We start from the raw sequence: 19,658 nt of genomic DNA, 5'->3' as shown, positions 1-19,658 counted from the left end.
CAGCAATACGCGTGCGCCGTGGCGCGACTGGCAGCCCGTTATGCGGCGCGCCTTCCGATCCGCCGGGTGACCGGCCGCGCGGCGCGCCCGGTACGGGCGACCGTACCCCGTTTCAAGGAATCCCGACATGTTTGAGCGCCTGATCCGCTTTGCGATTGCGCACCGCTGGCTCGTGATGCTCGCGATCGCGGCCGTGGCCGCGCTGGGCGTGTTCAGCTACCAGCGGCTGCCGATCGACGCGGTGCCCGACATCACGAACGTGCAGGTGCAGATCAACACGTCCGCGCCCGGCTACTCGCCGCTCGAGGCCGAGCAGCGCATCACCTATCCGGTCGAGACCGCGATGGCCGGGCTGCCGGGGCTGGAACAAACGCGTTCGATCTCGCGCTACGGGCTGTCGCAGGTCACCGTGATCTTCAAGGACGGCACCGACATCTACTTCGCGCGTCAGCTCGTCAACGAGCGCATCCAGGAAGCGAAGGACAAGCTGCCGGCCGGCGTCGCGCCCGCGATGGGCCCGACGTCGACGGGCCTCGGCGAGATCTACCTGTGGACTGTCGAAGCCGACGCCAATGCGCGCAAGCCCGACGGCACGCGCTACACGGCGGCCGACCTGCGCGAGCTGCAGGACTGGGTCGTGCGGCCGCAACTGCGCAACGTGCGCGGCGTGACCGAGGTCAACTCGATCGGCGGCTACGTGAAGGAGTATCGCGTCGCGCCGAATCCGGCGAAGCTGATGTCGTACGGGCTGACGCTCGCTGACGTCGTGCGGGCGCTCGAGCGCAACAACGACAACGTCGGCGCCGGCTACATCGAAAAGCGCGGCGAGCAGTATCTCGTGCGCGTGCCGGGCCAGGCGCGCACTGTCGACGACATCGCGAACATCGTGCTGACCAACGTCGGCGGCGTGCCGGTGCGGATGAAGGACGTCGGCGTGGTCGACGTCGGCCGCGAACTGCGCACCGGCGCCGCGACGTCGAACGGCGAGGAAGTCGTGCTCGGCACGGTGTTCATGTTGATGGGCGAGAACAGCCGGACGGTGTCGAAGGCCGTCGCCGCGAAGATGGAGGACGTGAACCGCACGCTGCCGGCCGGCGTGAAGGCGATTCCGGTGTACGACCGCACGGTGCTCGTCGAGAAGGCCGTCGCGACCGTGAAGAAGAACCTGCTCGAGGGCGCGGTGCTCGTGATCGCCGTGCTGTTCCTGTTCCTCGGCAACATCCGCGCGGCGCTGATCACCGCGCTCGTGATTCCGCTGTCGATGCTGATGACCTTCACGGGGATGGTCAACGCGAAGGTGAGCGCGAACCTGATGAGCCTCGGCGCGCTCGACTTCGGGATCATCGTCGACGGCGCGGTGGTGATCGTCGAGAACTGCGTGCGGCGGCTCGCGCATGCGCAGGCGGCGGCCGGGCGGCCGCTCACGCGCGACGAGCGTTTCGCCGAAGTGTTCGGCGCATCGCAGGAGGCGCGCCGCGCGCTGATCTTCGGGCAACTGATCATCATGGTCGTGTACCTGCCGATCTTTGCGCTGACCGGCGTCGAGGGCAAGATGTTCCACCCGATGGCGATCACGGTCGTGATGGCGCTCGCTGCCGCGATGGTGCTCACCGTCACGTTCATTCCGGCGGCCGTCGCGCTATTCATCGGCGAGCGGGTCGAGGAGAAGGAGAACCGGCTGATGCGCTGGGCGCGGCGTGCGTACGAACCGGTGCTCGCCGCGTTCATGACGCGCCCGGCACGCGTGATGATCGGGGCGGGCGCGATCGTGCTCGCCACGCTCGGACTCGCCACGCGGCTCGGCAGCGAGTTCATCCCGAGCCTCAACGAAGGCGACCTGGCCGTTGCCGCATTGCGAATTCCCGGCACGAGCCTGTCGCAGTCGGTCGAGATGCAGAAGTCGATCGAGAAGACGCTGAAGGCGCGCTTCCCCGAGATCGAGCGCGTGTTCGCGCGCACCGGCACGGCCGAGATCGCGGCCGACCCGATGCCGCCGAACCTGTCGGACGGCTACATCATGCTGAAGCCGGCCGACACGTGGCCCGACCCGAAGAAGCCGCGCGAGCAGCTCGTGAGCGAGATCGAGGAAGCGCTCGCCGAGCTGCCGGGTAACGCCTACGAGTTCTCGCAGCCGATCCAGCTGCGCTTCAACGAACTGATCTCGGGCGTGCGCAGCGACGTCGCCGTGAAGATCTTCGGCGACGACATGGCCGTGCTGAACCAGACCGGCGAACAGATCGCGGCCGCGTTGCGGAAGGTGCCGGGTGCGTCGGAGGTGAAGGTCGAGCAGACCACGGGCCTGCCGGTGCTGACCGTCAACCTCGACCGCGACAAGCTCGCGCGCTACGGCGTGAGCGTCGCCGACCTGCAGGATTCGGTGGCCGCGGCCGTCGGCGGGCAGAAGGCCGGTACGCTGTTCCAGGGCGATCGCCGCTTCGACATCGTCGTGCGGTTGCCCGACGAGCTGCGCACCGACATCGAGGCGATCAAGCGGCTGCCGATCGCGCTGCCCGCGCCGACGGCCGGCGCCGGCGCACCGCTCGCGGCGGCGCCGTACGTGCCGCTCGCGGAGCTCGCGACGATCGACGTGGCGCCCGGCCCGAACCAGATCAGCCGCGAGGACGGCAAGCGGCGAGTGGTCGTCAGCGCGAACGTGCGCGGGCGCGACGTCGGCTCGTTCGTCGCCGATGCGCGCGAGCAGTTGCAGCAGGACGTGCGCGTGCCGGCCGGCTACTGGGTGTCGTGGGGCGGGCAGTTCGAGCAGTTGCAAAGCGCGAGCGAGCGCCTGAAGCTCGTCGTGCCGCTCGCGCTGTTCATGGTGTTCGTGCTGCTGTTCGTGATGTTCAACAACGTGAAGGACGGCTTGCTCGTATTCACTGGCATTCCGTTCGCGCTGAGCGGCGGGGTCGTGTCGCTGTGGCTGCGCGGGATTCCGCTGTCGATCACGGCGGCGGTCGGCTTCATCGCGTTGTCCGGCGTGGCCGTGCTCAACGGTCTCGTGATGATCTCGTTCATCCGCAACCTGCGCGACGAAGGGGAGCCGCTCGACGCCGCGGTGCGCGACGGCGCGCTCACGCGGCTGCGGCCCGTGCTGATGACCGCGCTGGTCGCGTCGCTCGGCTTCCTGCCGATGGCGTTCGCGACCGGCACCGGCGCCGAGGTGCAGCGCCCGCTCGCGACGGTCGTGATCGGCGGTATCCTGTCGTCCACCGCGCTGACGCTGCTGGTGCTGCCGGTGCTGTACCGTGTCAGCCACGCGGTGTCGTGGCGCGCGGCGTTGCGCGGCGGGTTCGGCGCGGGCATGATGCGCCGGCTGCGTTTCTTCAAGGGTAATGCGTGATGCGAATTCTGATTGTCGAGGATGAACCGAAGACGGGCGCGTATCTGCGCAAGGGGTTGACCGAGGCCGGCTACGTCGTCGACTGGGTCGAGGACGGCATCACGGGCCAGCATCAGGCCGAAACGGAGGAGTACGACCTGCTCGTACTCGACGTGATGCTGCCGGGGCAGGACGGCTGGACGCTGCTGCAGAACCTGCGGCGCAGCAAGTCGACGCCCGTGCTATTCCTGACTGCGCGCGACGACGTCGGCGATCGCGTGAAGGGCCTCGAACTCGGCGCCGACGACTATCTCGCGAAGCCGTTCGACTTCGTCGAACTCACCGCGCGCATCAAGTCGATCCTGCGGCGCGGCCAGCCGCGCGATTCGAACACGCTGCGCGTGGCCGATCTCGAACTCGACCTGACGCGCCGCAAGGCCACGCGGCAGGGCGACACGATCCTGCTGACCGCGAAGGAATTCGCGCTGCTGTGGCTGCTGATGCGCCGCGAGGGCGAGATCCTGCCGCGCGCGACGATCGCATCGCAGGTGTGGGACATGAACTTCAACAGCGACACGAACGTCGTCGATTCGGCGATCCGGCGGCTGCGCTCGAAGATCGACGACGCATACGAACCGAAGCTGATCCACACCGTGCGCGGGATGGGCTACGTGCTCGAAGCGCGCGGCGGCGCGGCCGCATGATCGCGCGCCTGCTGCCGCGCACGCTGCGCGGACGCCTGACCGCGCTGATCGTCCTGTCGACGTCGGTGATCCTCGCGTCGAGCGGCGTCGCGCTTTACGAAGCGCTGAGCAACCGCGTCGAAACGACGTCGGCCGAGCAGATGGCCGGCATTTCCGCCGCATTGGGCACGCATCTGGCCGAAGCGCGCACGACGGCCGACGTCGCGCGCAACAGCGATATCTGGATCGACCAGTTGCACGGTCACCCGAACATGGACCTCGCGATCTTCGATGCCGCCGGGACGCGCATCGTCGGCACACCCGGCTTCCGTCCGTATGCGCCGCTGCTGTCGATGAACACAGGGCGCGTCCCCGTCGGCGTCGCGCCGCCGGGCGCACGGCACCAGTACCTGCTGACGGCCGTGCCGCTCGCCGGCGCGGGTGCGCCCGTGATGCGCGTCGCCGTGCAGTACGATCGCAGCGCCGACGTGCTGCTGTTGCGCACGCATGCTTATACGATCGTCGTGATCGAGGTGTTCGGCGTGGTGCTCGCGGCCGCGATCGCGTACGGCATCGCCGCGCTCGGGCTGAGCCCGCTGCGGCGGTTCGCCGCGCGTGCCGAGCAGATGTCGACGAGCCAGCTCGCGCATCCGCTGCCGGAACTCGATACGTCGGGCGAGCTGAAGGAGCTCGAGCATGCGTTCAACGGGATGCTCGAACGGCTGAACGAATCGTTCACGCGGCTGAGCCAGTTCTCGTCGAATCTCGCGCACGACATGCGCACGCCGCTCACGAACCTGCAGGCGGCCGCGCAGGTCGTGCTGTCGCAACCGCGCAGCGCGGACGAATACCGGAGCGTGATCGAGTCGAGCATCGACGAATACCAGCGGTTGTCGCGGATGATCGAGGACATGCTGTTTCTCGCGCGTTCGGAACAGGCCGGCACGTCGATCAGCGTGCGGCGGCTGAATGCGGCCGAGGAAGCGGAGCGGGTGGCCGGATACTACGAGCCGCTGGCGGAAGATGAAGGCGTGACCGTGAAGGTCGACGGCCACGCGTGGGTCGACGCGGATCTGACGCTGTACCAGCGCGCGTTGAGCAATCTGCTGTCGAATGCGCTGACCTATGCGCCGCGCGGCAGCGTCGTGACGATCGATTGCGTCGAGCAGGGTGGTGCGACGACGATCGCCGTGTCCGATACGGGGCCCGGCATTGCCGCCGAGCATGTCGGGCGGATTTTCGAGCGCTTCTATCGCGTCGATCCGTCGCGGCACAATTCGGCATCGGGCACGGGGCTCGGCCTCGCGATCGTCCGGTCGATCATGGACAACCACGGCGGCGAATGTGGCGTCGACAGCGAGCCGGGCCGCCGCACGACCTTCTGGCTGCGCTTTCCGCGACGGCCGGCCAAGTCGAAGCGGACGCCGGCCGCTAGCGCATAGCGGCGCCAGTACGTGGGGCCGCGCGTGGGTCCCAGAGCGCTAGCGCCTGCCACGTTACCCTCGATCAGTCCTTAGCGAGATATTACCGCTGGGCCAGATTATCGTGCTGGTCGGCCTGCGGGGCTTTCTCACCCGCATGCACTGAGATTCCGTGCAGTTCCTTGTTGCGCGAGACCATGTCCTTTGTCGGCGGGTATTGCGTCTTGCCCACCGGTACGACGCCTTCATGTTGCGCCTGCTTCAGCTCCTCTATGACCTGTGCGCGGGTCTTGCCTTGCGCCTGCGTCTGTGCGTGAGCAGCTTGCACGGCCATGCCGAGCGACATCGTGGCGGTGAGGAACAGAGTAGCCAATTTTGCGGTCTTCATTGTGAATACTCCTTGATTTGAACGAGGCCGCCGGGTGGCGAACCATGAGCCCAGTATGCAAAGACGGCCGTGCGCTACCGTGATCGAAAGATGAAAAATGCGTCAGATTCGGGGGCGTCACGGCAATTGCGGCATATGCGTGCGGCATGACGAAATTGTCATGTTCGCATCATGAATGCGATGCGCGGAAGGCGGAACATCGAGTCAGCCGCCTGCCGATGGCGTGGACGGCATTCGCGCCGTTCGCAAGCAGCAGGATCGAAAGCGGGCGGTCCTGCCTCGATTTCATTACAGGTCGAAAATTGCATCGTCCCGCCATTCGCCTCGCCTTGATCGCAGTCCTGATCGTCTCGCTGTTCGCGGGCTGCGCGTCGACACGTTCCGGCACCACGGCCACCGCCCCTGCCGCCGCGCGCAAGCCCGCGCCGGTCGACCTGACGGCTGGCGAGCAGGTCGACTATGCCGGGCATCGCTGCGGCAATCCGAACCTGTATGTGAAAACGCATCCATGCCTATTCCCGCAGCGCAATTCCGTGCGGTGATCGTCGGACACGCGTAAAGAGAAAATGGCCCGGCACTCGACGAGTCCGGGCCTAACGCGGGATCGTGCCATACGACATCGACCCGCTGCGTGGGTGTGAACGAGCGTGGCCCGTCACCGTTCCGATCGTAGCGGCGCGACGCATCGTGGACCTGATCCGAACATGAAATTTCCGTTACGAGGCGCGCATGGTTGGCCGCCGCGATTCAGAACCGGTGACGCAACCCGAGATTGACGATGCCCTGCGTGCGCGTGCCGCCATAGCCGTACGAGCCGATCGACGCCTGCGCCGTTTGGGTGCCGCCGTCGACCGTGCGCTGTTCCCCGTTCGCACGTTGCCAGGCACCGACCGCGTAGAGATCGGTGCGCTTCGATAGCACGTAGTCGGCGCCGGCCGATACCTGATGGTAGGTCGCGCTCGTATCTCCACGGGCCTTCGTGTAGCTGTAGCCGACGCCGACGAGCAGGTTGGCCGTTGCCTGGTAGTTGAAGAACCCGCGTGCGGTGTCGTATTTCTGCGTGCTTCGGAATACCGACATCGCATCAGCCTTGTACAGCGCATTGCTGTAGTCGACACCGACCGCGAAGGGCGCGAAGTTGTAGCGCAGCGCGCCGCGCGCGATGCCGATCGATTTCGCCGAGATGTAGCCGCCGTTGACCAGCGACCCATCGAACGTGCCGTCGGAAGTGCCGTTCCAGCCGGTGCGGATGCCGTTGGCGAGCGACGAACGGTTGGCCGCGTAGTAGTAGCCGCCCGCGACATCGACCGGGCCGTTGCTGTATGAAAGGCCGGCCGACCAAGTTTGCCCGGCACCGCTCTTGCCAGCCACGCCGCCGAGCGCATACATGCCGACGAATTGGAATCCGCCGATCGTCGGCGACGTGTACTTCACCGCGTTGTCGGTTCGCGACGACGTGTCGTAGTTATCGACGTCGCCGGGTGTTGCATACACGCTGCCGAAATAGAAGTCGCCGGTCACGGGCCACGCGACATCGGCAAGCGCGTCGTACTGGCGGCCGAGCGTCAGGGTGCCCCAGCGCGAGCTTTCCAGTCCGACGAACGCCTGCCGGCCGAACATCCGGCTGCCTTGCCCGAGCGCGCCGGTGTTCGGGTTGAAGCCGTTTTCCAGCGTGAAGATCGCCTTCAGCCCGCCGCCGAGATCCTCCGCGCCTTTCACGCCGAAGCGGTTGCCGAGCAGATTGCCGTTGCCGAGACCGACGAGATTCTTGCCGTCCGCACTGGCGTTCCATACATAGGTGAGCGACGTATCGAACAGGCCGTAGAGCGTGACTTCCGTCGCATGGGCCACTTGGGCTGTCGTCAGCAGCGCCGCCGACATCGTCACAAGCCGAACTGGTGTTTTCATGGTGTGTCCCTGAAGTTCAAGATGGTCGTTCCGTGCATCGTTCGACCCCGGTGCCGAGCTTTGCGGCGGCGGGCCGGAATATCGCGATCGCGCTGGCGATTCTGGAAAGCGTTCGAATCGTGGAGGTGAGGGACAAATGAGAAAAATGTCATCGCCGCCTCATGAGCGTCGAAACATGCGACGAATTTCATTCGCAGTGCAATGCAGGAGATGCCGGAACGGTGACGAAACCGTCATGCGGCGATCACGTTTCCGCACCGCCACCGGATCAAAGTGAAGGCTCGAGTCACGGATTTCCAGCAAGGAGCGAACGCCTTGAACATGCCGCGACCGATGATAGTCATCGCCGCTGCCGCGTTATCGATTGCGGCCTTTTCGCGAGCAGCGGCCGAGCAGCAGAAGACCCGGCAAGAAGTCCGCCAGGAACCGGTGCGCGCGCGCCACGATGGCGTGATCCCAAGCCCGAAACAAGATTACCCGGCGAGCCCGGCCACCGTCGCGCGCAACCAGGAAATCCATCGTGCAACGCTGCATCGCGGCGAGGCGGCGCCGATGGTCGATGCGCACGACAACCGCTTTCCGGTTCGCTGATCGTTCGTTCGCGGCCGACCGCCGCGGTGCCGGCCACCGCACCCCATAAGAAGAGGAGCGCGTCATGCGCAATATCGCGAAAGGAATCGTGCTTGTGGCATGTCTGATGTCGACGGCCGCGATGGCGGCCGGCTGGCCGGAGCGTGCGCTGTCGCATGCGTCGGCACACGACGTCGACCAGCGAGCTAACGAGCGGATGCGTTGCGAATTCGCGGCCGTGCCGGTCGGTGCGTGGACCGCGACGTTCATGCGCGGGCAATGCGAAGTCGACAACGGTCGGCTGACGTTCGTTCCTGCCGATGTCGGCGACGAGTCGACCGCCGCGGCGAAATGGATCGTGCTCGGCGACGTTCGCACCGCGTCGCATCAGTCACGCAAGCTGAAGGAACAGCTGCAGCTGACCACGCGCGACGAAGTGATCGCGCTGAACGTGCTGACCGACGACGGCAGTCGCAAGTCGCGCGAGCATGCGATCGATCTGTGGACTGCGCTGCGCAACGAGGGTGTCACGCCGGTCAACGGCACGCGGATCGTCGATACCTATCCGACCGGCGCGACGACCTGGTAGCCGTCGCGCCGTCGCGTGCGGCTCATCCGGCTTTCACCGATCCTTCGATCAGGAGGAACACGATGAAGCCGATGAAGAACGAAGCCGTCGCGAACGGTGTTTCGGGCACTTCGTGGGCTTCGACCAGCAGTTCCTCGGTGACGAGGTACAACAGCGCGACCGTGCCCAGTCCCAGCAGCGCCGCATAGATATTCGCCGGCAGCCCGGCGAACGCCACATTGCCGGCAACGGCCGCGACGCTCAACAGCGCCGCGAGCGCGACCGGCACGACGATCGACAGCAAGCGCCCGATGTCGGCCGCGGCCAGCGCCGCGCTGACCGACAGCGCGAGGAACAGCACCTCGAGCGTCAGCGCGACGGTCAGGATGATGCCGCTTTCGTCGCTTGCGGAAAAAGCGATGCCGAGCACCAGGCCGTCGACGACGAGGTCGATCGCGGTGACGATGATCAGGCTGACCGGCAACCGCGCTGCCTCGAAGCGCGTCTCGATCGCGCCCGACAGCGCGTGGATCGCCAGCATCAGCGCAAGGCCGAGCACGAAGCCGACGACGACCGGAAACAGCGCATGCTCGCGGTCCTGTGGCAGCAGTTCGAGCGCTGCGGCCGCGAACACGATGCCGCCGGTGAAATGCTGAATCACGCTTGACGTTTTTGGCCCAGGCGCGCGCCACGCGGCCGCGAGGGCGCCGAAAAAGGCCGCCAGGATGGGCGGTAACGTGAGCAACGCAAGCTTCGCGGTCGATGTCATGAGGCCTCTCAGCGGTTGGTGTGCCGCAGCGGGAGCTGCGTTGCACAATCGTACGCGCCGGGTGTCGCCTCGGCACGAACCGGGGATTGAATAGCTTGAAGCCGCTTCAGGGTCAAGCGGTTTGATGCGGTCGCACCGGCAAGCCGGCGCGACCGCTCTGGTCAAACCCGCGCGAGGAATTGGTCGAGATCCGAGCAGGTCGTCGATATGCTCGATGCCGTTCGATAGCCGCACAGCTTCTTCTTTCACGCCGGCGTCCGCGAGTTCGGCCGGCGACAGCCCGCGGTGCGCGATCGAGGTTGGAAGCATCGCGAGCGACTTCTATCGTCGATGTTGATGAGCTGCGTGAACGGATTCAGCACGTCGTGGAACTTCGCACTGCCGTCGCGGCCGCCTTTCATGCCGAGTGTCAGACTGCCCCGGCGCGCGGCACAGCAGGTAGATGAATTTCAATTGATGAACTATCCAATATCAGATTTGGGCCGATAATTAACATTATCTGTCCAGCGACATTTTTGACTTAAACTGGCGTGCATGAAAACGCGTGAGACCGAACCCATCGCCTTTCCTGACGATGCCGAACTGGCCGCGCTGCGTGCCTGGTACGCCGGGCTCGGCGCTCGAGCGGCAGTCGCCCGCTATCTGGGCGACCGCAAGGCGCCAGGGGCCTCCGCGCGAGGCGTACTCGGCCGCATCCGGCGCGCGCTGGTCGCGTTCGCGACGAGCCGTCACCGGGTCGATCTGGCGGAAGCCTTCGGCGAGCGGTCCGCCGCGTCGGCCGACACCGTTGCGCGCGCGATCGAGACGTTGCGCAGCCTGCCAGCACCCGTGCCGCACATCGCCGACGAGATTGACCAATGGTTGCCGCCGCGCGCGGTGGCCGCGCTGCGGGCGCATGGCATCCGGACGCTGGCCGAGCTGACCGTGCGGATTCCGCGCCGGCGCCGCTGGTGGATCGCGATTGCAGGTCTCGGCGTCGCCAGTGCGCGCCGAGTGGAGGCGTTCTTTGCTGCCCATCCGGCGCTGACCGAACGGGCGCGGGCGCTGATCGTCGCGGCACCGGCCGGGGACATCGTGCCGTGGGAGCAGTTGCGTGTGCCGCACGAAGTCGACGGCTCGCACGGACAGTTCCGCGCACCGCGGGCCGCCTGCCTGCTCAATGCATCCAACGACTACGAGGCAGTCCAGTCCTGGCTGTCGCTACACGAATCGGCCGCCACCCAGCGCGCTTACCGCAAGGAAGCGGAGCGGCTGATCTTGTGGGCGATTGTCGAGCGCGGCCGCGCGCTGTCGTCGCTCACCACCGACGACGCGATTGCGTACCGGGCATTCCTGCGCCGCCCGACACCGCGCGAACGGTGGGTCGGGCCGTCGCGGCCGCGGCACAGTGTCGAATGGCGACCGTTCACCGGCGCGCTCGCGCCCCGATCAGCGGCATACGCCCTGAACGTGCTGTCGGCGCTGTTTCGATGGCTGATCGAGCAGCGCTACGTGCTCGCGAATCCGTTTGCGGGAGTGAAGGTCAAGAACCATGCGCCGCGCGCCGGATTGGACGTGTCGCGCGGCTTCTCCGAGGGCGAGTGGTTGCTGATCCGCACGCTGGCCGACGGCCTGGAATGGTCGTATGGCTGGAGTGTGCCGGCCGCTCAGCGCTTGCGGTTCCTGCTGGACTTCGGCTACGCAACCGGCTTGCGCGCGAGCGAACTGGTCGGCGCGACGCTCGCCGACATTCGCCGGGACGAACACGGCGATCACTGGCTGCACGTGCTCGGTAAGGGCGGAAGACGTGGGAAGGTGACGTTGCCGGCGCTGGCCCGGACGGCGCTCGACCAGTATCTCGTGCAGCGGAGCCTGCCGGTCACGCCCGCGCGCTGGAGCCCGGCGACGCCGCTCGTCGCGAGTCTCGACGAGGACGGCGCACGCATCGAAAGCACGCGGCTTTGGCGGGTGTTGAGACGGTTCTTCGTGCTGGTCGCCGATGCGATCCAGGACGAGCGGCCCGCGACCGCGGAGAAGTTGCGCCGCGCGAGCCCGCATTGGATGCGCCACACGCACGCGTCACACGCGCTGGCGCGGGGCGCCGAGCTGATCATGGTGCGCGACAATCTACGCCACGCGTCGATCTCGACAACGTCGACCTATCTGCACAGCGATGAAGTGCAGCGGGCTCGGCAGTTCGATCAGGCTTTTGCTCCGCGGAAATGAGCGGCGAGCCACAGAGAGCCGCGTTAAAGCGCCAGATTTTGCACCTGAAGGGCGCAATTCCGCGAAATCGATGGTTTCATAAGCTTATGATTTTTAGGTGAATTTTTAGATAAACCGCCAGATTTTGCACGAAAAGGACGATTGCCCCTAATCGAGCGTGCAGGTTTCGGTATCGAGCGGATCGGTACCGGATATGCGCCAGGACCTCGATGCTTTACTTACCTTTACGAAGGCATCGCACGGAAGCCCTAAGAACAGGTAATCAGGACCGATCGAACATCGGCGTGATATCGGCGCCGGGCACCGTAGGTATCCGCCATCCATTGACCGCGAAACACCACCTTCCAAACTGATCACGTTCGCCGAAACGGCTGATCATCGTCACCGAAATCCGCAATGTACTTGCAGACGAAGCCGCCGATCGATCCGTCGGGCTTGAAGCGCTGGCGCAAGCGGCTGGGCGAAGCCGGCGTCGAAGAACTGCTGGCCGAGACGATCGGAGTAGCCAAACGGGCCCAAGTCGTCAAGAGCTCGAGTCCGAAGTGCGTGATCGTCGACACGACAGTGATGGAGAAGGCGATCGCGCATACCCCCGGAAGTTGAGTGCTTGGCGAAGGGCAAGGCACGCAAACCGTATGAGTTCGGCGTGAAGGTGTCGATCACGACCACGCACAAGGAAGGTTTGGTGGTGGGCGCGCTCGATGCCAGGTAACCCGTGCGACGGACATACGCTGGCCGAAGCACTGGAACAGGCGGCAATCCTGAGCGACGTCCAACCGGAGATCGCCGTCGCCGTCCGAGGCTACAAGGGAGTCGCCATTGACGGCGTGAAGATCTATCACCCGGGTTTGCGACGAGGCATCACGCGCGGCCTGCGGGCGATGATCCGGCGCCGAAGCGCGATTGAGCCAGCCATCGGGCCCATGAAGGCCGACGGCAAGCTCGATCGAAACTAGCTCAAAGGCGCGCTTGGCGACGCGATTCACGCAGTGCTGTGCCGTGTCTGCCACAATCTGCGGATGATACTGCGCAAGCTGCGGCTATTTTACGCCCCGATTCTCCCCGCTTTGCTCAATTTCAACACTGCTACGCTGTCGCCGGCGTGAGCCTATCTGCGCGACAATACGATTTGTTCAGGGCCGACCACTTAGTCGACAGTGCGCGGCGGATTCTCAGATGCATCATGCACTGGGAATCCGGTCGCGCTTTTAGGCGGGCTGTGCTCGACTCAATATTGAAATGTCCGGCCCAGACCAATCAAAACACGTGCCGCATCGCAACGCGAGTAAGGACTTGATTTGCCGTCGAGGAAGAAGACGCTGCCCCCGTGATATAGGCAGTATTCAGCGGAGCGATGCTATCGGTGCCACCGGACAGATGTTGATACATGCCCTGGACATACAAGTCAGTTCGCTTGGAAAGCTGGTAGTCCACCATCAGGCCGACCTGCTGCCATTTCGGGGATACATTTCCAGCGGTGCTGTTAAAACGTCCGCGAGTATAGTTGTACATTCCTCCGATATATGCATTTTTCGTGAATTGATATTTCGCATTGATCTCAAAATTATCAAATTTCAGCGAATTTGCCAAGTTATCGAAGTTTCCGACATAAACCGAACTCGACGTGTTTTTGAGGTCCGTATGTGAATAGACGAAGCCGATCATCGCGTCGTTCGTAATTTGATAATTGATGCCGGCACCCCAGACACGTTGGCGACCGGCGACGAACGAGGTGTCGTCCGTTGCGAGTGATCCAATCGACGTGCCGCCGGGGTTGTTGATCTGCATGTATGCTGCGGCGATTGAAAGCGGGCCGCCTACATACTGGGCACCGACGCTGTATGCGCGATTGTTGGCAAAACCAGAGGCTTGGTTACTGAACCCGTACAGCCCCCCAAACGAGAAGCCGCCATACGTGTTGCTTGCAAATTTTACCGAATTGTTCAGCCGGAATGAATTGTCGGTGTTGTCGTTATCGAATGGATGGGAAAGGAGATAGCCACCCCAGTTCCCGTTTGCCGTCAGCGGCGCCAAGTAGTCCACTACCGAATCGTATTGACGGCCAAACGTCAATGTCCCCAAGCGATCACTCTGCAAGCCGACGTACGCCTGTCTGCCGAACATCCGTTTCCCTTGGCCTGCAGCGCCAGAGTTGACGTCGAAACCATTTTCCAGTTGGAAGACCGCTTTTGTGCCGCCGCCGAGATCTTCGACTCCTTTGAGGCCCCAACGGCTGCCTTGAGCGAACCCGCTCTGCATCTCGAAGTTGCTGTGACCGCCTACATTGTTCGTGTAGTTGATCCCCTCGTCGATCAAACCGTACAGCGTGACGCTGGACTGCGCGTGCGAAATGTACGGAATAGCCAGTATGCCAATGGCAAGGCTCGACTGGATTACTTTATTCATGCATCCCCCTTTTTCTTGAAGTGTTTCAAATGGATGTGTATGGCGGATAGCCGCGGATGAGGCACGCTTCGCCTTCGTCCAGATCCGAAGGATAAGAGTGCAAAAATTTACGGTTTTTGAAATACTGTAGTGACAGATTCGTGTTGTAGCTATCCTACATTACCGTTGTCGTCGGGGCGATGTTGCGCTTTGCTGGTGCCATCGCGAATGAAGTCCGTCACGAAGTCGATGAACCGGCGGACGCTGCGGGTCATGTATTTGTTGCTTGCGTACAGCATTTGCAGTTTCCGTTGACCGGTGACGACTCGGAATTGGGGTAGGACAGCCTTTAGGGTCTCTGATTCAAGGTCGCGGTGGACAAGCGCATGTGGAAGGCAAGCGATGCCGAGTCCTGCGATCGCCGCGTGGCGAACCATTACAGTGCTCGGCGCGCTCAACGCAGGACGGAGCGACGAGCGATATGGGATACCATCAAATTGAAACTCCCAAACGCGCTCGGTGCTGTCTGCTGCAAGGAGTGTTCGGTGGGACTCGAGATCGCTCGGATGTCGCGGCGTGCCGTGTTGTGCCAGGTAGATTGGGGATGCGACAACCACGTCATAAACTGGTGAGAGGGCGCGGTAGATGAGAGAAGAATCTTTAAGTTGAGTATCGAATGTGAACCAGATGTCAAAGTCGTTCGTAATCAGCTCCGGAATGCGCTCGACCAGTTCGACATCAAAGCTTATGCGAGGCTCTATGAGATTGAAGGCAGCAATGAGGTCGGCAAGAGCGCTCGCGGCAAATGCTTCCGGCGCTAGGATTTTCAATGTCCCGGTTGTTTCCCGGGCGTCGGACGTGACAGTCGATTCGAGGCAATCTAACCTATATAGTAGGTCCTTGCAGCCCTGCCAATATGCATGTCCCGCATCAGTCAGCGAAACATGTCGCGTGGTTCGGTTCAATAGGCGCACCTCTAAGTGCGCCTCCAGGGCAGCGACCCCTCTTGTGACCATCGCACTTGAAACACCCAATTGCCGCGCCGCGACGCCAAAGTTGAGCGTCTCGGCAACTCGAGTGAACATTCGCATTGCGGCTATCTGATTCATAATCACCAGCGAGACATGAATACGTAAGCATGATGACCTAGTGGCGACAGCTGGATGGCGTGCAAATTACAAGATTGTCATTTTGTGCGAGCCGGGCCAGAATCGTCGACCACATGACGGAACTAATGTTCGTCTGGCTTCGCCACGCGAAACCGGTGGCAATTCGGTCGGTCGTCTAAGGAACGATACAAGTGGAATGAGGAGCGCACGGTGACAGATCAACACAGCGGAATTGGGTCGCCTCACAAACCGACATCGGATTCGCATCAGACTGATATCAATAGCGTTCCGAGTCACGAGGCCGCAGACCAAACACATGATCCCCGTACGCACCACCACGGGCACGAACATGCTGCTCGCGCGGATGAGCATGTGGAGTCTCGAGACCCAGTGTGCGGGATGACGGTCACTGAAGACGCTCAGTTTCGCGACAGCTATAAGGGGCACCTCTACCGCTTTTGTGGCGAGCTCTGTCTGGCGAAATTTCAAGCGGCACCGGCCAAATATGTTGTCCCGTCTGCTCCCACGACGGCGGCGGCACCAAGTGGAACACTTTACACTTGCCCAATGCATCCGGAAATACGGCAGGATCATCCAGGCCAATGCCCGAAATGCGGCATGACGCTTGAACCGGTTCTCCCGAATCTTGAGGAAGGCGAAAACCCTGAGAGGAGCGATTTCCGGCGCCGATTTTGGTGGACGCTTCCGCTGACGCTCATTGTGTTCGTGTTGGCGATGTTTGGCCATCGTCTGGATTGGATGCCAGCGACCATCCAATCGTGGATCGAACTTGCACTGTCGGCACCCGTCGTGCTGTGGGCGGGATTTCCGTTTTTCGAGAGGTGTATCCAGTCCCTTGTCCACCGTAGTCCGAACATGTGGACGCTGATCGGCCTGGGGACGGGCGCAGCCTTTATCTACAGCGTGATCGCAACCGCTCTTCCGAGCGCCTTTCCAGCAACGTTCACTGCCCACGGCAGGATCGGCGTCTATTTCGAGGCTGCAGCTGTCATTATTTCGCTGACTCTGTTCGGCCAAATACTCGAACTTAGCGCGCGTGCGCAAACGTCCGCTGCGATCAAGGCGATATTGGGACTGGCCCCGAAGACCGCGCGGCGTCTTCGTGCCGACGGCATGGAAGACGACGTGCCACTGTCTGATGTGCACGTGGGAGACCTACTCCGGGTTCGCCCTGGCGAAAAAGTTCCGGTAGACGGTGTCGTGACCGATGGGTCCAGCTCGCTTGACGAGTCGATGATTACAGGGGAACCCATTCCAGTCACGAAGCACGTGGGTGACCATGTCATTGGCGCGACCATGAACACTTCCGGCAGCCTTGTCATCCGATCCGAGAGGGTTGGCTCGCAAACCGTCCTTTCGCAAATTGTCCAGATGGTGGCAGAAGCGCAGCGGTCTCGAGCCCCCATGCAGCGCATGGCGGACAAAGTCGCGGGCGCATTTGTCGTCGCGGTCGTCGGTATCGCCCTGCTGACCTTCCTCGCATGGGGCATGTTCGGTCCTGCGCCAAGCTGGGTATTCGGTCTGATCAACGCGGTCGCAGTACTCATCATCGCATGCCCATGCGCTTTGGGTCTTGCGACGCCGATGTCAATCATGGTGGCTAGTGGCAAGGGCGCCTCGAATGGCGTGCTCTTTCGTGATGCCGCGGCGATCGAAAACATGCGTAAAGTTGACGTGCTGATTGTCGACAAGACTGGCACCTTGACCGAAGGGCGGCCTGCATTCGAGTGCGCATTGGGCGTGAACGGGTATACAGACGAAAACGTCTTGAGATTCGCTGCGAGTATCGATCAGGGAAGCGAACATCCACTCGCGTCCGCGATCGTCGCCGCCGCTCGTGCGAGAGGTCTAGCCCTGGATCGCGCCGCAGACTTCGAATCGTCGACGGGTATGGGAGTCAGAGGGAGGATTGGAGCGCATCGACTTGCACTGGGCAATACCGTGTTAATGCAGAGCGAATCGATTTCTGTTCTACCTATTGCCGCTGAGGCAGAGCGACTGCGCACGCAGGGTGCGAGCGTCATGTATCTGGCAATCGACGGTCGCTTGGCGGGGCTCTTGTCGGTGGTAGACCCGATTAAGAGTACGACGCGTGAAGCGCTTGCAACCCTCAGGGCCGACGGTATCCGAGTTGTCATGGCGACGGGGGACGGCTTGAGAACAGCCCAGACCGTCGCTGAAAAGCTTGGAATTGAGGAGTTCCATGGCGAGGTAAAGCCAGCCGATAAGCTCGCGCTGGTGGCGCGTCTTCAGCGAGACGGGCACGTAGTGGGGATGGCCGGGGATGGGATCAATGACGCCCCAGCATTGGCAAAAGCGGATGTTGGGGTGGCCATGGGGACGGGGACGGATGTGGCAATGAATAGCGCACAGGTCACGCTAGTAAAGGGGGACCTGCGTGGCATCGCGCGAGCCAGAGAATTGTCCGATGCAGCCATCGCGAACATGAAGCAAAACCTGGCGTTCGCGTTCGTATATAACGCGTTGGGCGTGCCTTTGGCGGCCGGCGTGCTTTATCCTTTTACGGGGTTGCTACTATCACCGATGATCGCCGCGCTTGCCATGAGTTTGAGTTCAGCTTCAGTCATCATGAATGCGCTGCGTCTGCGTCATTCCAAGATTTAACCGCGCAATGCACGGCTGTGCTTTGGAGGGGGGGAGTATCTATCCGACGCTGACACCATCGTCGTGCGTTATTGAATCAGAGTACAAAACTCTGGTTACGTTCGAGAGGTTGGGGAGTATTCGTTCGTACCCCGCGCCTTAAAGGTTAGCGTGAATGACGTTTTCCCATTTTTGCTGACCACAGTAACATCGCCGTCGTGGAGGTTCATTATAGATTTTACGATTGCAAGGCCGAGGCCAGCATTTTTTGCCGAGCCATGCCTTGCATGGTCGGCACGATAGAATCGTTCAAACACGAAATCGATATGCTCTGGGGGGATCGCTTTCCCGACGTTTTCAACGCAAATCGAAGCTGTTGACGAAGTTTCGTATGATCGAATTGAAATAACGGAATTCGGCGATGCGTGTTCGACCGCATTCGACAGAAGATTCCCAACTGCCCGACGAAAGAGAATGGCATCGGCTGAAATCGTCGCGGCCCCATTGTTCTGCAGTGTCACATCTTTCTCATCTGCCGTGTTCTGAAAGTAAGATATGATTTTCGGGAGTTCCTCGTTTGTTTTAATTTTAACGAGATTGATGTGTTGAGTAGCGTTGTCTGTCCGGGCGAGAAAGAGCATATTTTCAATCATGCGCTGTAGTCGCTCGCATTCTTCAATATTCGACTCAATCAGTGTCTCGTATTCTTCGCTTCGGCGGGGGCGTGAAAGCGTGATTTGAGAGGAGCTGATGATATTGGCCAGCGGAGTACGCATATCGTGCGATAAGTCTGACGAAAATTGCGAGAGGCGCGTGAATGCTCGCTCCAGTCGGTCGAGCATTTTATTAATAGACGATGAAATCTCAACAAGCTCGATCGGACCTCGATCGATGTTTAATCGATCACTCAATCGGTGGGCTTCGATATTCGATGCTTGATGTCCAATATTCTTGATCGGGCGAAGTCCGCGCCTCGTGACGATATATCCCAAAACGGCGACAGCCAAGGCGCCAATTGTTGATGCAATGAACGCATCCATTCGGTAGTCTTGCAATAAGGAATGCCGATCATCTGCGCTCCTTGCGATGATAATAATCACCTTGATGTCGCTGAGTGATGCGGTTCCGTAAATGCATTCCGAAAAGCCAATTCCAGGTGGGAAGCATTCGAATGGCCTATTCGGTTGCTGGCCGTTGATCAGCTTCGAACTCAGACTCACCGATTTGATGTCGGAATGTTGGATCAGTGGGGCACCATCGGGACCGAATACGCCGACAAACAAGCCGGGGTGAGATAAAAGGGTCTCGTGAAAAAAGAGTGAATTTTCCCGTACACCGTCCAGTGAGCCGGATTCTCGTGCAAATTTTGTAAATTGATCTAGTTTTCCAGCGATTTCAATATCGTCACGTTGGTTGAGTTTGGAAGATAGTGCCTGATAAAGATATGCGCCCAGCATTGAGAATATTAGTGCTGCGACGATTGCGAACGCCGCAGTCAGGCGCTTGAGTAAAGAATATTGCGCGGTGCGGCTCATTCCGATCTATTTTCCAGAACGTAGCCCATTCCCCGGACGGTGTGGAGCAACTTCGGTTCGAAGCAGTCAACTTTTGCTCTTAGGGAAACGCTGATCAATGGACCAACTTCCGAAGTTGCAGGCGAGATGGCTTCAAATTTTCTGGATGACGAAGCGAATCGGCGCTCAATTCA

Annotated in this window: 14 protein-coding genes and 3 pseudogenes; 9 read left to right on the top strand and 8 right to left on the bottom strand. The window is 61.8% G+C overall.

The genetic code is table 11. The features are described 5' to 3' along the window. The first annotated feature begins 127 nt into the window (after positions 1–127). From DFS13_RS37945 to DFS13_RS37935, 3 genes are read left to right on the top strand one after another with little or no spacing between them, the layout of a single operon-like run. Complete coding sequence (locus DFS13_RS37945; protein WP_027809992.1) at positions 128–3,340, top strand: efflux RND transporter permease subunit; 3,213 nt, start codon at positions 128–130, stop codon at positions 3,338–3,340. Then, entirely contained in the window at positions 3,340–4,023 is a 684-nt protein-coding gene (gene irlR / locus DFS13_RS37940; protein ID WP_006490455.1) for a heavy metal response regulator transcription factor IrlR, read from the top strand. Before DFS13_RS37945 ends, irlR begins: the two co-directional genes overlap by 1 nt. Further along, positions 4,020–5,444 carry a heavy metal sensor histidine kinase gene (locus DFS13_RS37935; protein ID WP_027809993.1) on the top strand — a complete coding sequence of 475 codons (1,425 nt, stop codon included), beginning with the start codon at positions 4,020–4,022 and terminating at the stop codon, positions 5,442–5,444. Before irlR ends, DFS13_RS37935 begins: the two co-directional genes overlap by 4 nt. A gap of 82 nt (positions 5,445–5,526) precedes the next feature. Here DFS13_RS37935 and DFS13_RS37930 read toward each other — a convergent pair whose 3' ends face one another. Then, the gene (locus DFS13_RS37930; protein WP_027809994.1) at positions 5,527–5,811 is read right to left on the bottom strand and encodes a DUF4148 domain-containing protein; all 285 of its coding nucleotides are present in this window, start codon (positions 5,809–5,811) and stop codon (positions 5,527–5,529) included. Between the two features lie 146 nt (positions 5,812–5,957). Between DFS13_RS37930 and DFS13_RS41045 the strand changes: the two genes are divergently transcribed. Beyond that, complete coding sequence (locus DFS13_RS41045) at positions 5,958–6,353, top strand: hypothetical protein (protein WP_223274451.1); 396 nt, start codon at positions 5,958–5,960, stop codon at positions 6,351–6,353. 205 nt (positions 6,354–6,558) lie between these two features. Here DFS13_RS41045 and DFS13_RS37920 read toward each other — a convergent pair whose 3' ends face one another. After that, positions 6,559–7,719 carry a porin gene (locus tag DFS13_RS37920; protein ID WP_027809996.1) on the bottom strand — a complete coding sequence of 387 codons (1,161 nt, stop codon included), beginning with the start codon at positions 7,717–7,719 and terminating at the stop codon, positions 6,559–6,561. Positions 7,720–8,034: 315 nt separating this feature from the next. Here DFS13_RS37920 and DFS13_RS37915 point away from each other — a divergent pair, with 315 nt between their 5' ends. Next, positions 8,035–8,310 (top strand): DUF4148 domain-containing protein, encoded by a 276-nt coding sequence (locus DFS13_RS37915; RefSeq protein ID WP_027809997.1) that lies wholly within the window; start codon positions 8,035–8,037, stop codon positions 8,308–8,310. 64 nt (positions 8,311–8,374) lie between these two features. Beyond that, positions 8,375–8,878 (top strand): hypothetical protein, encoded by a 504-nt coding sequence (locus tag DFS13_RS37910; RefSeq protein WP_027809998.1) that lies wholly within the window; start codon positions 8,375–8,377, stop codon positions 8,876–8,878. A 22-nt stretch (positions 8,879–8,900) separates the two neighbouring features. Here DFS13_RS37910 and DFS13_RS37905 read toward each other — a convergent pair whose 3' ends face one another. Both DFS13_RS37905 and DFS13_RS37900 read right to left on the bottom strand, forming a co-directional pair. Beyond that, positions 8,901–9,626: a ZIP family metal transporter gene (locus tag DFS13_RS37905; RefSeq protein ID WP_027809999.1), complete on the bottom strand. Its 726-nt coding sequence runs from the start codon at positions 9,624–9,626 to the stop codon at positions 8,901–8,903. A 161-nt stretch (positions 9,627–9,787) separates the two neighbouring features. Beyond that, positions 9,788–10,085: pseudogene (locus tag DFS13_RS37900) on the bottom strand (PLP-dependent transferase); the annotation flags it as partial. A gap of 75 nt (positions 10,086–10,160) precedes the next feature. Between DFS13_RS37900 and DFS13_RS37895 the strand changes: the two are divergent. Both DFS13_RS37895 and DFS13_RS37890 read left to right on the top strand, forming a co-directional pair. Then, complete coding sequence (locus DFS13_RS37895) at positions 10,161–11,831, top strand: phage integrase family protein (protein ID WP_027810000.1); 1,671 nt, start codon at positions 10,161–10,163, stop codon at positions 11,829–11,831. Positions 11,832–12,230: 399 nt separating this feature from the next. Next, a pseudogene (locus tag DFS13_RS37890) lies at positions 12,231–12,937 on the top strand (IS5/IS1182 family transposase); the annotation flags it as partial. Between the two features lie 151 nt (positions 12,938–13,088). On the opposite strand, the gene DFS13_RS37885 reads toward DFS13_RS37890, so the two are convergent. Both DFS13_RS37885 and DFS13_RS37880 read right to left on the bottom strand, forming a co-directional pair. Further along, positions 13,089–14,237, bottom strand: a complete 1,149-nt coding sequence (locus tag DFS13_RS37885; protein WP_027810002.1) for a porin — start codon at positions 14,235–14,237, stop codon at positions 13,089–13,091. Between the two features lie 149 nt (positions 14,238–14,386). Next, positions 14,387–15,307 carry a LysR family transcriptional regulator gene (locus tag DFS13_RS37880; protein ID WP_159068963.1) on the bottom strand — a complete coding sequence of 307 codons (921 nt, stop codon included), beginning with the start codon at positions 15,305–15,307 and terminating at the stop codon, positions 14,387–14,389. A gap of 294 nt (positions 15,308–15,601) precedes the next feature. Between DFS13_RS37880 and DFS13_RS37875 the strand changes: the two genes are divergently transcribed. Next, positions 15,602–17,971, top strand: coding sequence for a heavy metal translocating P-type ATPase (locus DFS13_RS37875; protein ID WP_371295958.1), 2,370 nt, complete (start codon positions 15,602–15,604; stop codon positions 17,969–17,971). Positions 17,972–18,066: 95 nt separating this feature from the next. On the opposite strand, the gene DFS13_RS37870 is transcribed toward DFS13_RS37875, so the two are convergent. Together DFS13_RS37870 and DFS13_RS37865 are read right to left on the bottom strand one after the other, a co-directional pair. Next, complete coding sequence (locus DFS13_RS37870; protein ID WP_080289663.1) at positions 18,067–19,485, bottom strand: heavy metal sensor histidine kinase; 1,419 nt, start codon at positions 19,483–19,485, stop codon at positions 18,067–18,069. Continuing rightward, positions 19,482–19,568: pseudogene (locus DFS13_RS37865) on the bottom strand (DNA-binding response regulator); the annotation flags it as partial. The gene DFS13_RS37870 and the pseudogene DFS13_RS37865, both read right to left, overlap by 4 nt. Between the last annotated feature and the right edge of the window lie 90 nt (positions 19,569–19,658).

Source organism: Burkholderia sp. 28_3, assembly GCF_003253915.1.
GTDB classification, from domain to species: Bacteria; Pseudomonadota; Gammaproteobacteria; order Burkholderiales; family Burkholderiaceae; genus Burkholderia; species Burkholderia cenocepacia.
This window is presented reverse-complemented; position numbering and strand designations above follow the sequence as displayed.